This window comes from Bacillus sp. UMB0893, from assembly GCF_002858905.1.
GTDB lineage: Bacteria > Bacillota > Bacilli > Bacillales > Bacillaceae > Bacillus_P.
Map to the genome: position 1 here is coordinate 245,482 of NZ_PKLB01000002.1, position 14,056 is coordinate 259,537.

Annotated in this window: 10 protein-coding genes and 2 pseudogenes; all 12 read right to left on the reverse strand. The window is 38.9% G+C overall.

All coding sequences use genetic code 11. The features are described 5' to 3' along the window. Positions 1-38: 38 nt before the first annotated feature. Positions 39-1,493 (reverse strand): FAD-linked oxidase C-terminal domain-containing protein, encoded by a 1,455-nt coding sequence (locus CYJ36_RS06875; RefSeq protein ID WP_101566156.1) that lies wholly within the window; start codon positions 1,491-1,493, stop codon positions 39-41. After that, entirely contained in the window at positions 1,493-2,857 is a 1,365-nt protein-coding gene (locus tag CYJ36_RS06880) for a (Fe-S)-binding protein (protein ID WP_101566157.1), read from the reverse strand. Before CYJ36_RS06880 ends, CYJ36_RS06875 begins: the two co-directional genes overlap by 1 nt. 1 nt (position 2,858) lies before the next feature. Beyond that, positions 2,859-4,169 (reverse strand): FAD-binding oxidoreductase, encoded by a 1,311-nt coding sequence (locus CYJ36_RS06885; protein ID WP_101566159.1) that lies wholly within the window; start codon positions 4,167-4,169, stop codon positions 2,859-2,861. A gap of 60 nt (positions 4,170-4,229) precedes the next feature. Next, positions 4,230-4,922 (reverse strand): FadR/GntR family transcriptional regulator, encoded by a 693-nt coding sequence (locus CYJ36_RS06890; RefSeq protein ID WP_101566161.1) that lies wholly within the window; start codon positions 4,920-4,922, stop codon positions 4,230-4,232. Between the two features lie 188 nt (positions 4,923-5,110). Further along, positions 5,111-5,969, reverse strand: a pseudogene (locus tag CYJ36_RS06895) (macrolide 2'-phosphotransferase); the annotation flags it as partial. A 282-nt stretch (positions 5,970-6,251) separates the two neighbouring features. Then, positions 6,252-7,271, reverse strand: a complete 1,020-nt coding sequence (locus CYJ36_RS06900; protein WP_101566164.1) for a zinc-binding alcohol dehydrogenase family protein — start codon at positions 7,269-7,271, stop codon at positions 6,252-6,254. Positions 7,272-7,637: 366 nt separating this feature from the next. Further along, positions 7,638-9,401, reverse strand: a complete 1,764-nt coding sequence (locus tag CYJ36_RS06905) for a multicopper oxidase family protein (RefSeq protein WP_101566165.1) — start codon at positions 9,399-9,401, stop codon at positions 7,638-7,640. 181 nt (positions 9,402-9,582) lie between these two features. After that, positions 9,583-9,682, reverse strand: a pseudogene (locus tag CYJ36_RS24325) (DNA topology modulation protein FlaR); the annotation flags it as partial. Between the two features lie 465 nt (positions 9,683-10,147). Beyond that, positions 10,148-10,936, reverse strand: coding sequence for a class I SAM-dependent methyltransferase (locus CYJ36_RS06920; RefSeq protein ID WP_180850124.1), 789 nt, complete (start codon positions 10,934-10,936; stop codon positions 10,148-10,150). A 185-nt stretch (positions 10,937-11,121) separates the two neighbouring features. Then, positions 11,122-11,490 (reverse strand): DUF7167 family protein, encoded by a 369-nt coding sequence (locus CYJ36_RS24330; RefSeq protein ID WP_257962411.1) that lies wholly within the window; start codon positions 11,488-11,490, stop codon positions 11,122-11,124. 136 nt (positions 11,491-11,626) lie between these two features. Continuing rightward, positions 11,627-12,367: a type I methionyl aminopeptidase gene (gene map, locus CYJ36_RS06930; protein ID WP_101566171.1), complete on the reverse strand. Its 741-nt coding sequence runs from the start codon at positions 12,365-12,367 to the stop codon at positions 11,627-11,629. Positions 12,368-12,936: 569 nt separating this feature from the next. After that, entirely contained in the window at positions 12,937-14,022 is a 1,086-nt protein-coding gene (locus CYJ36_RS06935; protein WP_101566173.1) for a Gfo/Idh/MocA family protein, read from the reverse strand. Positions 14,023-14,056: the final 34 nt, after the last annotated feature.

Consider the following 14,056-nt stretch of genomic DNA (forward strand, 5'->3'; position numbering starts at 1 on the left):
AGCGTTTTCAATCATTTTCAGAACATTCCACTATTTTTTTATAATCCTGCTGCTTTCATCTCTTTTTTTACTTCAGCACAGCGGCCTGGGCTTGGAAATAATTTACCTGCATTTAATAAATTCTCTGGATTAAATACTTCGCGGATTTTCGTTTGTGCGAGAATTTCTTCGTCTGTAAAAACAAAACGCATTTCCTCTCTCTTTTCTATTCCTACACCATGCTCGCCAGTAATCGTTCCTCCAACTTCAGCACAAACCTGCAAACAAGCACTTCCTGCCTTTAATGCCATTTCTGTCTGTCCTGGAATCCTTGAATCAAACAAAACGAGAGGATGTAAATTGCCATCTCCTGCATGAAAAATATTCGCAATCCGAAGTCCAGATTCCTCGCTGATTTGATTGATTTTGCTCAAAACTTCAGGAAGTCTGCTTCTCGGAATCACCCCATCCTGAACAAGATAATCTGGCGAAATAGCCCCCATTGCTCCAAAGCCTGTCTTTCTGTTTGCCCACCATCTTGCACGTTCTGCTTCGTTATCAGCAACCTTTACCTCTCGGACATTCCAATTTGTGCACACTTCAAGAATTTGGGTGATTTGTTCGTCAATACCTGCTGAAATTCCATCTACTTCTATTAATAGGACAGCTTCAATGTCCCTCGGATGGCCAACTGGAAAAGCAGCAGCTTCGACACCTTCAATCGCGACCTTATCCATCATTTCAAGAGCGGCGGGAACAATTCCGGCTGAAATAATATCTGAAACTGCCTGACTTCCATCCGCAGCTTTATCAAAATAAGCGAGAACAGTCTGTTTCGCTTCAGGATTTTTCAAAATACGCACTGTAATTTTTGTAACGATTCCAAGAGTCCCTTCCGATCCGGTAATTAATCCAAGCAAGTCATAGCCCGGGGTGTCTGGAATTCCGTTTTTTCCAATCTCTATAATCTCGCCATTCGGCAAAACAACTTCAAGACCCAAAATATGATTTGTCGTTACCCCATATTTGAGGCAATGTGCTCCTCCTGCATTTTCAGCAACATTGCCGCCAATTGTACAGCAATATTGACTTGACGGATCTGGTGCATAGTAATAGCCTTTATCCGCGATTGAGTTGGTTAATTTAAGATTAACAAAGCCGGGCTCAACAACCGCTCTTCTATTTTCAAGATCAACGCTGATCAGTTTTTTCATTTTGACAAGGCTGATAATGACTTCACCATTAATAGGAATGGCTCCTCCGCTTAACCCTGTTCCAGCTCCTCTGGCAAGGAAAGGGAGATTATTCACTGAACAGTATTTTACAATGGCAGAAACTTCTTCTGTATTTTTTGGAAACACAACAGCTTTCGGCAAGTGCTTATGAATCGTAAAACCATCACAGTCATAAGCAATCAAATCTTCTTTATGATAAAGGATTGATGAAGGTCCGCCGGTCAATTTTGCGAGGTTCTGGATGTGTTTATCTTTAGTTTTAATTCCTTTGATTGCCATTACATCTCCTCCTCCCTGCTTTTTTCCATTTGATAGGCCCAATCCAGCAGCTGAATCGTATGAACAACCTTTTGATTTCTTCCGTATTTTTGAACACCCATTGCCATCTGCAGCATACAGCCAGGGTTCCCCATTGAAATCATTTCAACATCATCAGGTACATGTTCCATCTTGCTTTCAAGCACAGCCCCTGCCATTTCCGGGTTAGTAATATTGTAAATCCCGGCACTTCCGCAGCATCTGTCAGCGTTTGGCATATGAACCATTTCCACACCAGGAATATCAAGTAAAATATCTCGCGGCTCCTGACGCACACCTTGACCATGTGCCAAGTGGCATGCATCATGATAGGTAATCCTTGTGTTTAATTCTGCTTTAGGCTTTTCATAGCCTGTGTCATGAAGGTATTTTGAAACATCCACTACTTTTGCAGCAAATTCTTCCGCCCGGTCATGCCATTGCGTGTCTACTTCTCTGAATAATTCTCCATATTCCTTCAGCATGCACCCGCAACCTGCAGCATTCACGATCACTTTATCTGAGTCTTTAAACGCTTCGATGTTCTGCTTGGCAAGTTTACGGCCTGTATCTCTATCGCCTGCATGTACGTGAAGGGCTCCGCAGCACGTTTGATTTTGCGGAATGGTAACATCATTCCCGTTTCTTGTTAAAACATTTATTGTTGACTCATTGATGTCACTGAACATGACGTCCATGACACAGCCTGTAAGGAAAGATACTTGAGTCTTTGTCTTTCCTAGAGCAGGAATAACATTGTGATTCTTGTACTTTTTGCGTACTGGCTGCTTAATTTCAGGCATGATGGCCTCCATTTCAGCCAAATGCTTAGGCATGATCTTCATCATTCCAGTTGTACGGACCGCTTTTTGAACCCCGCTTTTTTGATAAAACTTAAGCAAACTTCCAACTGTATTTAAGCGGTTTTGATGAGGAAACAGCCCTTTGAGAAAGAATTTGCTGATTGTTCCTTTCACTCCAGTCAGCGGCATAGCCTGGCGAATTTGTCCGCGCGCTTCTTCAATGAGGCCGCCGACATCCACATCAGCTGGACATGCGGTCGTACAGGCACGGCAATCAAGACAGGCAAAGACAGGATCCATAAATTGTTCGTTTACTTGAAGCTTTCCATCTGCCACCGACTTGATCAAATGAACCCGGCCTCGCGGTGAATGCTGTTCCTGGCCAGTAATTTCATAAGTTGGGCAGGATTCAAGACACATGCCGCAATGGACACAATCTGCCCACTTGCTTTCATCCGGATGATCCTTCCATAAATAATTGCTGAGGCTTGTTGTTGTACATGCAGGTGATGCCTTCTTTAAGTCACTTTCTCTTATACTCATTTCAGATCCCTCCTAAGTAACGTTTGTAATTCAGGATTCGATTTGGATCAACAGCTGCTTTTATGCCTTCGATCAGAAAGAAATACGATGGTATTTCACCCCATACTTCCGTTTTTTGACGTAATGAGTATGGCAAATGCTTGATAATGGTGTATCCTCCAAGATCTGATATGACTTGTCTAATATGTGCAATTGCTGTCATCACTTCACTATTCGTACCTTTTAGCGTTAACTGGCATAAACCATGGCCTAATCCTCCATGTCCTTCAATTGAAATTGACTTTTGCAAAACTTCACATTCTTTCATGACTTGAAAAACATCGTGGTTTTTTACTCCAATTTTTAAAACAGCTTCTGTTATTTGAATAGGCTGCTGATCTATTGCTCCATTCGGCACTGTCCGGTAAAACGCTTCCCAAAATAATTCCGCTTCAGCTTGAGGCAGAATTGATAATATAGATCCTTCAGGGAGAATGCTTTTTATAAATTCCTCTTGGTAGTGAACAGAGGATTCGACATCTTCAAAGCTTATTGCAAGCGAATACATATTTTGGCCTGTTAATCGTTTGGAAATGGCCGGACTTAACAATTCCAAAGCAACAGGCTCCATCACTGAATCAAGCAATGTGATTACAAATGATCGCATTTCTTCCTGAATTACACGTGGAAATGATAAAAGAATCAGAGTTTCATATTTTGGAAGGGGTCTCAGTTTTAAAGTGATTTCTGACACAACACCGAGCGTTCCCATTGAACCTATGAATAATTTGTTCATATCATATCCGGCAACGTTTTTCACAACCTTCCCCCCAGAGCGAATGACACTGCCATCGGGATAAACCATTCTAAGTCCAATAACAGAATCTCTTGACGAGCCGTAGCCAAGTCGTTTGGGACCGCTTTCATTCGAAGCGATAATACCTCCGATAGTAGAATACTCTGGCCAGGACGGGTCGAGTGAAACCTTTTGGCTGTACTTGGCTAAATAATCCTGAAGCTCTTTAAATGTAGTGCCTGCTTTGACCGTAATCGTCATATCACCAGGTGTATGCTCTGTAATTCCTGTGTAATTTGCCATGGATAATTGAATATCAGTTTGTTCAGTTAAACCTCCAAATCCCCGTTTTGTCCCTCCGCCAATTATGGAGATTTTTTTGCCATTTTCATTTGCAAATTTTAACACATTTGCAATTTCACCTTCTGTGGTTGGAAAAACTGTAATTTCCCCATTGTTGCCGAGCAATTGGTGATCTTGTTTATCTTGTTTTACTTTTTCAGCAGGTAAAATGGATGTTATTTCTGTTTGGATCAAAACTGCACCTCCAATTGTTTTGTAATAACAAACACTGTTTTGTGATATTTCTAAAAAAATTCAATTGTTCTGCTGAAGACTCTTATGAAGGATAGATTCTACGAACGTTAAATGCTGAAGCATCATTTGATTTGATTGAAGCGGTTTTCCTTCAGATATACTTTCGAAGATTTTGTCATGGTGTCTGGAAATGGTTTGAACCGTTTCATGATCATTTTGAATAAATTGATGAAAATCAATCATTGCGTTTTTAATAGTTGACGAAATAAATTGGACAAACTCAATAAGAAGTTTGTTTCCAGATGCCTTCGCAATGGCTAAGTGAAACTGGTAGTCATCTTCCCATGGGGTTCCATTTTGATTAACTAAAATCGTTTTCATATGTTCGAGGTCATTGTCTGTGCGATTTGATGCAGCCATTTCAGCCATGCCTGTTTCCACTATTTTTCTGACTTGAAATAGCTCGCTGATATCTCCCGGATTTGGCAGCAAAAAACTTCGCCTGAAAATCTGTGCAGAATCGAACTCGCTGACATACGTTCCCTCGCCCTGCTTAACATTTACAAGACCTTTACCTTTTAAGGCAGTTATCGCATCCCTTACCGCGGATCTTCCTACACCAAACCTCTCACAAAGCTCTCTTACTGAAGGAAGCTTTTCACCTGCAGTTAACGAGCCATCTACGATCATCTTTTCAATTTGTTCACTGACGGAATCTGATACTTTCTTAGCAGTAATTTTTTCGATAAGCACTTATTCACAGCCTTTCTTTTCTGACATCACATATCTGACAAGTGTTCAACCTATAAATACATTAAAACATTCTCCTTCTCCTTATTCAATCGATTTTTAGATTTTTCTTATTATTCAATTAATAATCCAGCTTAAATAACGGTCTTACTTTAAAAGTACTTAAAAGTAAGACCGCTGTATCCGTTATATTAGAGGCCTAAAGCTTCACGTGCCATTTGAAAATGATCATCCTCTTTTGTTGACAAAGCAAATTCAGCAATATCAATTGCTTAGGCAGCCTAAAATTCGACAATATGCTCTTTCATTCTCGTCCAAACCGTGCCACCGGCATTAGCAAGATCTGAAGTTCTTTTTCTCCAAAAATAGTAGCATATAAAACAAAATCTTTGCCTGGATCGGACACTTTTGCCTCGGTCCAAACAAGTATTCCGCATACATTCTCGTCTTTATCTATTAATATATGAGGCGGATGCAGATCCCCGTGTATAAATGAAGAGTGATCAGGCAAAATGAATCATCTGCAAGCCATCTTTGCCAGCGATTCCATAGGTCATTTGCTACACCCAATTCCTTTTTAACATTTTCCAACCTCTCACGCAGAGATTGCCGAACTTGTGCAGGGCTTAAAATTTCAACTCCGCATTCTGCAGCCTTTCGATGATCAATATTGTGCAAATCGGCCATAGCTTGCGCCAATGAGCGGGTAAATGAAAACGAAGGCTCTTCATTGTTCATGTACCAAACATAATTTCGAATCGTCATGTCAATCGATGCAGCCTGTATTCCAGGAACTCTTGGATAAGCAATTAATTCTGGTGAATTAATTTTCCATTCAGGTACACTGACCTGCAGATGCTGACGAACTAAATTCAGGACTTTCCCTTCATTTGCACCTCTTCCAATAACATCAGGACGTCTTAGTCTTCTCAGCACCTATGAAATGTCATTCTCATCTTCTGCAAAAACAACTTGAAAATCCATGCCAGACTCATTTAATTCTGCAGTTTCTTCAATAAGATATAATCCATGATTTCGGGCAAGCGTTAATCATTCAGCTGTCATCCTTATCTCTCCTCTTTGACACTTGATGTTATCGGAGGAGAATCCGCATTGGAAACGATTCACTTTTTAGCACAGCAAAAAGAGGCAGACCTTCTCTCCCTCTTTTCGCATAAGTAAATTAGGATTTCTATAAACAGGCAGACCCATCAGATTTTCTTTGTCACTATTCAATTAGCGGAACAAAGTACGTAATCGGATGCTCATGAATGCCATTAGAAATCCCTCCGTTCAATAAGATAAATCTAATATAACATTAAATTGCCATTATTAAAAATGTTCAAGTACAATTTTTCCAATTGTTTTACCTGACTCTACGGCTTGATGTGCTTTTTTTATATTTTCTGCATTAATTGGTGAAAGGGTTTGATTCAAAGTTGTTCTGATTATTCCTTGATCAATCAGTTCACTTATTGTGTTTAAAAGAAGATGCTGCTTACGCATATCTTCCGTTTGGTACATGGCTCTTGTGAACATAAATTCCCACACAAAGGTAATGCTTTTGCTTTTTAAGAGATTCAAATCCAATGGATCTTTATTTTCAACAATGGAACAGATCATTCCCTGCGGTTTAATGACCTCGCTCATTCCTTCCCAATGCTGATCGGTGTTGTTCAGGCAAAAGATATAGTCCACTTCTTTCATATCAATTCTGTTAAGTTCGTCTTTTATAGGATTATGATGATTGATGACTTGATCAGCACCGTAGTTTTTCACCCATTCTTCTGTTTCTGCGCGAGAAGCAGTCGCAATGACAGTCAAGCCCGCCCAATTTGCCAGTTGAATGGCGATTGAACCGACTCCCCCAGCTCCGCCAATGATTAAAATACTTTTGCCTCTGTTTTGTTGCTTGTTAGAAGGATCAATCGATAAGCGCTCAAATAAACCTTCATACGCTGTAATAGCTGTAAGCGGGAGAGCTGCTGCTTCGGCGTGAGACAGTGACTGCGGTTTCTTCCCTGCGATTCTTTCATCTACAAGATGATATTCGCTGTACGTGCCTTGTCTCGTAATGCTGCCAGCATAAAATACTTCATCACCTGGTTTAAAATCTTTACACTCTTCACCAGCTTCCACAACAACACCGCTTGCATCCCATCCAAGAATTTTGGCCTCTTCTTCTACTTTGTCCTTTGGAGAACGCACCTTGGTATCAACAGGGTTAATCGAAATTGCCTTGATTTCCACAAGCAGGTCTTTCCCAACAGGAACAGGTTTTTGAACCTCAATATCGATAAGGCTTTCTTCATGCTCGATTGGCAAATATTTATGTAATCCAACAGCTTTCATCAATAATCCCTCCTCTACATCAGTAACACATCCTACTTTGTAGTATGGGGAGAATAAATTGATAAATCAATTATTTCAACTTGGTATAAATAAAAAAACGCTTAATTTAATATAAGGGGTTCCGTTTTGGGAGGGAAAACCTGAAATCACACGGTATTTAGCACCGGGAATAGCATTAGGATTCGTACATTAATTCGCACCGCTTTTAGCGGTGTTTTTTTGCATAATAAAACTCAGTTCATTGTTGAACTAAGTTAATAAGTTATTCTATTATAGCCCCCTTTAACGGAGTACCTTATGTTACGAGTTCACCTTACTTTGCCAAAGAACAAAATTGATTTTTACCATAGTTAATTTTGTAGATATTTAAGGCAATACCTTATACGGTCTCATCATTTCATTACCCGCATGTTCAAGAATATGGCAATGCCATACATATCCAGGACCAAGGCTAGGATCAAATTGATACGGTCTGCCATCCTGGGATGCAAACCGAACTCTTATAGTCGTTACTTCTCCTGGATTCATTTGTATAGTATCCTTCCAGCCTTTCTCATTGAGTGGAGGTGCAATACACTGACCTTGCAAATATGGGCCGATCGGCAGAACCTTGGGCTTAATAAAATATGGCGGGGTGCCCGGAGGTGTCGTTTGATTTAGTTTCTTCCAGTCTCTTAAATAATCGTCTGATCGGACTTTGTGGCGGCTAACGAGCTGGTACTGAACAAGATGAAGATGGATTGGATGAGTATCATCGGTAAGGTTTACAACTTGCCAATCTTCTGTCGTTCCTGCTCGTGGAAGCTCAGAAACGGGATTTCGCATCATTTGTCCATCTAACGTAACTGCCAACGGGCCATTAGGACCCTCCAATTCGAATAAAGTCAAAGTTCTGTTTATCGTTGGCTTTAATTGCGGCATATTGTTCAGAATAGGCGGCAATTTCTTTGGCGGTAGGACGGTTTCATTCGTGACTGTAAATTGCATAATTTGACCAACTGTTTGCGGGTCTGCTGGTGTTCCACCAGGGAAAGGGGCATTAGCATTATTCATTAAAATAACGGTCGTACCCGGAGTCAGAGTAGAGAAATCAATAAGGATATCTGCTCGTTCTGCCGGTGAAATCAAAAGTGAGGACAGTTCTACAGGTTGAGGTAAATAACCTCCATCGCTGCCAATCTGGATAAATTTTTGTTGATTTGAAAGCTTTAAATCATAAAATCGCGCGTTTGAACCATTTACAAGACGAAAACGGTATTGTTGAGGCTTGACATTAAGGTTCGGCCACACCTTTCCATTCACCGTTATTGTGTTTCCAAAAAACTCTGGTACCCAGTAAGGATGAATACTTGGGTTAACCCCCACTTGCTCATAGAAAAGAGAACCATCAGTATTAAAAGATCGGTCCTGAATGATGAGCGGAATCTCATTTTCTCTACCAGGAAGAAACGAGGCAATGGGGTCATTCATATCCCGAAGCACATAACCCCCTGCCAGTCCAGCGTATAAAGTCAAACGATTTATTCCCATGGTATGGTCATGATACCAAAGGGTTGTAGGCTGTTGTACATTTAGGTAGGTGTACTTATCAGTTATAAATGCCATGCCGGTCCTTCCATCTGCTGTAAACCAAGCATCAGGATTACCGTCAAAATAAGATGGTGTCTCTCCTCCGTGCAAATGAGTGACAATAGGTACAGGTTTCTGTGCTAGAGGGAATCCCGGGGGAAATGATGGAAATGGTGGCCTGGGAATTGCCATGGAATTGGGATTCGCCCAATCGAGTGTCGGATCCACCGGGAGAAAAAGGGGGCCAGTGAGGTTGTTTATCCATTGAACATATACAGGAATTCCTCGAATGGCTTCAAATGTAGGGCCTGGAGCACTTCTAAAATAAACCGCACTTCCTGTGTTTTGGTCCTGTATCATCCCACCGTAACCATAAACTTTGGTTGTACCGAAACCAGGTGGTAAGAGTTGCTGCTGGAACTCACTAACATTAATTTTATATTCATGGCCAATAACCTGACCAGTGTTAGGTTGTCTTAGAATCGTAGGCATATATACCGGTGGGATGAACAGTTGATTTACATATTTAGGAATACTTTTTGGATCTAAAGATTTTACCATAAGAGTCGTCCTCTCCTCAACATATCACTACGGTATATGAAGGAAAGGAACATTTTATGCCCAGCTAATTACACCTTTTGTCATAATATTGTTGTAATAAATGACCATATCCTTTGCAAAGGTTTGGTTTTTTGTGATGTGTTTGATAAAACACTCGGTGAAATGTTTCTAAAGACTTTAAATGGGGAATTTAACTTAGAGGATAAATATCTCGCTAACGTTGTTTTCCCAATACCAACTGAACCAATAATATGTATTTTATTAGGAATATTCTTTTTCAATTTTAGATCACCACTTTTCATTAAAATTCCCGATCCAAAATTATTCTATTTGGTTAAGGAAATTTCCTCTATCCTCTTCCACAATCCAGCCCGATTGCTTATTCAAAAAAATATGTCTGTTAAAGAGAAAATGGACGCCACAATAATTAAAATAAGCTCTCTAGATGATTTCTTATCCCATCTTTGTACAAAATCCTCTGATAAACTCCTATCTTCATTGATTGCCTTTTTAAATTCTTTATTGAACCTAGATGTTTGTATAATTAATATCATCCATATACAAATAGCAATTAGTCCACAAACTATTTTTAGCCAATCCATAATTTAGTCAACCTCAATGAATTAAAGTGTTCTTTTTAATACATTCCCTCCAAGTTTACTCATTCTTGACCTATTATCCCCAATTCCTAGCTAAAGAGGCGATCACTATGTGCAGTAAACGCCCCCGATTGTTGAACAACACTGTTATCTCGATTTAAATAATCCAGTGGCCTTTGTTATGCTTATACCTCCATTGTTTGCTTTTTTTTGTTCCTTTAAAAACTGAAGAAACTCTATAAGTTTTTCATTCACTAATATTCCACTTAAATCAGTAGTCGATGAAAGTAAATAATCTGCTATGGCTCTTTCATCGGAAATATTAAGACCTCCGGGAAAATCTTTATAAACAATTTCATTAAAATATGGCTGTAGTTGATTTTCACCATTCTCTATTCCGAATTCAAAGGCATTTTCATTTGCTGAAACATAATCAAGTTTTGGGTCGAACCTATTTAACAATTGTCCAAATTCCTTCATATGATCCTTTCCAATGGTAGAGGAATAAAATACTCCTCCTGTTTTCAATACTCGACGAACTTCTCTCAAAGCAATATTTCTATTTTGAACGTGGTAGAGCATATGGTTAGCTATTATTACGTCAAAACTATTATCATCAAATGGAATCTCTTCAATATTTAATTGATAATACTGAAAAGATTCCACCTCTCGTAGCTTCTCCTTAGCAGATTCAAGCATTCCCTTAGAAAAATCTGATAGGGCAATGTGCCAGCTGCTAGGAATTTGGTCCCTATTCTTAAGCCAAAAAGCTCCATCTCCACATCCAATCTCTAATATTTTACTGTTTGGAGAAATCTCATATTGCTCGAATAGCCAATGATGCCAGTCTTTTTTATTTGTACTATATAACTCGTGTATATTGATCCGAGTATTTAAATTTGATGAATTTTTATATTGTTCTTCTAGATTCTTCATTTTCATTCCCCTTCCATATGTACCAAATGGTATTTTCTCGTGTTCCTTTAAGTCTCCGATTAAAAAAGGATGCTACAAAAAAGAGGCTAACCCTCTTCTTGGATTCCCCGATTGTTGAATATCATTTTTGTTGTCTTATTGAAGAAAAGCACCCGTTAGCCAAATAAGTAATTTCACTATTGTTACTAAAAATCACCTATACCGAGTGCGTCTTCCCCATCTATAACAATACTATAAGAAATATTAAGTTTATCCCAAACCCAGGCTTGAAAAATATCGTCTATTACTTTTTTTAGTTTTGTTTCGTCCATATCCTCGTCAATTCCTAATTTTTCAAAAGTGAATGTTTCCGTTTGCTTTGAATCTTCATATTTAGTACCAACCGAAAAAGTAACTGTTTTACCCAATTTTTTATCCCCATATCTGCATTTATTTGCCTTTAATAAATAGCTTACTGTAATCCTTCTTATTAAACAAACCTGCCCCTTTAGCTCCATAAGAAAAAGAGCTGCCAAAGCAACTCCCTTATTTAAGTGGGTTGATGTGGGATACACTAATCGAATCCTTCTTTTTTAGATGCGAGTAACATTCTTTAAAACTGTTACGAATTTATATGTTAATCCATTTAAGTTTCCTACACGGTAAGCGAACTATTTATATTAATACGAGTCTTTTCCGTCTATGCTTGAATTAAAGTGTGACAATAATCGGACCATTTTTAGTAAGGATAATCGTATGTTCCAATTGAGCTACATAGCTTTTTTCTGTAGCATAGGTCCAACCGTCTTCTTTTTGGAATACTTCTTCTTCAAAGGTTGAGATAAATGGTTCGAATGCGATAACCATCCCTTCCTTTAATATTTCATTATCCCATGGATCATTATAATTACAAATATGGTCAGGTGCTTCGTGTATTCTACGTCCAACACCATGTCCTGTAAGGTTTTTGATAACAGTGAATCCATGCTGTCTCGCTGTTTCGAATACTGCTTTTCCGATTCTGCTTTTTTTGGAACCGGGTTTTGCTTTCTTAAGACCTGCTTCAAATGCCTTTTTAGCAACGTCGCATATTTTCGTTAATACTTCTTCTCCTTCTCCTACTACAAATGAGATTCCTGTATCTGCGAAATAACCGTTCTTTGAAGCAGATACATCTATATTTACTAGATCCCCTTCATGAATAACCCGATGATCCGGAATACCATGTGCCACTTCTTCATTAAGACTAATGCAAGTATAGCCAGGAAAATCATATTCACCTTTTGGAGCTGAAACTGCACCTGCTTTTTCTAAAAGTTCTCCGGCTATATCATCAAGTTCTTTGGTCGTTATGCCAGGAATTGTTCTTTGTACCAATTCATCTCTAATGGAGGCAATAATTTTGCCAATTTCCTTCAAACCATTAAAATCTTCTTCTGTTTTTGCAATCATTTTTTCCTACCTCATTATCTTTTTTCATCAATAAACTATATAAGTATTAATTGTACCTTTATTTTCTCGAAAAATAAAAGCAATGTAAATTATTTGGTACAATACCCCTCAGCTTGAATTTTTCTTCGATCAAGAAATAGACCACAAAAAGGATCTAGTACATATGACTATACTATTAATTGGATTTACCTTTAACTTTTCTTATAGAGCTAACCTGCCCTTTAATGGAATATCCATTATTTATAATAATATCATAAAAGTCCCATTTAAACGTGGTTGTCAACAATCTTCCGGCAATAAATGAATTGGGAATTCGCAAACCAATTAGCACATTATTTCGCACACTAATTTTATGATTGGCAATAGCTATTGTCCTTTTGCTAAATAGGCTGCTAATTAGGTAACTAATTCTACACAAAAACGGTTGAAATCCTTGTTATATCAACAAAAAAAGCAGGTCTAATTCATATGCGAATTACCCTGCTATTTTTAATGCTATTTACTGTTTTCTCTCCTTAAACGGAACCCCTTAAATTTAATAAGCGTTTTTTAAAAATTACGTGAAATGATTAAGCAAAAACAGGAACTTTAATATCTACTTCTTTTCCTAATTCAGAAGACCTTAGGACTCCATCAATAATCGCCTGGTTGATTAAGATCTGTTCAGCAGGGATAGGAGCAGTGCGTTTTTCTTTTATCGCCGTCACGAAATCTCTTACTTTTTCGTGGAATATATCTATTTTATGATCAATAACGGGTATTGACGTTTCTGAATGCTGTCCTGCAATATCATGAAACAATGAAATACTGCCGATTCCTCCGTCCCAAACACCGCTCCATGGCCCTTGTCCTGCAGGAGTCAGCTTGAGGCCTGCGTCTGTTCCGAGAAAAATAGTCGGTCCTAAAGAATCCATATGCATCGCCCAGGAAATTTTAAAATTCAGTACCTTCCCTCCTTCTAAACGAACCATTGCGACGCCAAAATCCTCTACCTCAAAACGATTTGCTTCATGATGATACAAAGGATTTTTGCCGAAGTGATTGGATGTATACGCTGAAACTGTAAGTGGTTTAGGATAGTCCAATGCATTTAATGCCAAGTCCAGGGAATAACAGCCGATATCAGCCATTGCACCTGCTCCTGCCAAATCCTTATTAATAAAGGTTCCGCCTGGCATGCCTCTTCTTCTTCCCCCGCCTGTTTGAATATAATATACATCTCCAAGCTGTCCTGATTTAACAATTTCTTTAATTGTTTTCATATTTGGATCATATCTCGGCTGAAAACCTACCGTCAGCATTTTCCCTGTGCGACGTGATGTCTCAACCATTTCAACCGCTTGTTCCAGCGTTACAGCAAGCGGCTTTTCAACTAAAACATGTTTATCAGCAAGCAGTGAATCAATACTGGTTCTGTGATGTGTGACATTTGGCGTGCAGACACTAACACCATCTAAATCCAATTCCAGCAATTCTAAATGGCTGTCAAATGCCTGGGCATCGTGAATTCCAAGCTGCTCAATAAATTCTTTTGCTTTTCCGGGAATGATGTCTGCTACTGCAGCAATTGTTACATCCGTCATTTGCAAGTAAGCTTTAGCATGGACAGCAGCAATCCCGCCGCTTCCAATGATTCCTATTTTAATGTTTGACATCCGCTATTCCTCCTGTTTTCTTTTTATGAAATAC

Coding starts and splice junctions, on each gene's coding strand:
- CYJ36_RS06875 (WP_101566156.1), bottom strand. CDS start 1,493: ATGGCAATCAAAGGAATTAAAACTAAAGATAAACACATCCAGAACCTC.
- CYJ36_RS06880 (WP_101566157.1), bottom strand. CDS start 2,857: ATGAGTATAAGAGAAAGTGACTTAAAGAAGGCATCACCTGCATGTACA.
- CYJ36_RS06900 (WP_101566164.1), bottom strand. CDS start 7,271: ATGAAAGCTGTTGGATTACATAAATATTTGCCAATCGAGCATGAAGAA.
- CYJ36_RS06905 (WP_101566165.1), bottom strand. CDS start 9,401: ATGGTAAAATCTTTAGATCCAAAAAGTATTCCTAAATATGTAAATCAA.
- CYJ36_RS06920 (WP_180850124.1), bottom strand. CDS start 10,936: ATGAAGAATCTAGAAGAACAATATAAAAATTCATCAAATTTAAATACT.
- map (WP_101566171.1), bottom strand. CDS start 12,367: ATGATTGCAAAAACAGAAGAAGATTTTAATGGTTTGAAGGAAATTGGC.
- CYJ36_RS06935 (WP_101566173.1), bottom strand. CDS start 14,022: ATGTCAAACATTAAAATAGGAATCATTGGAAGCGGCGGGATTGCTGCT.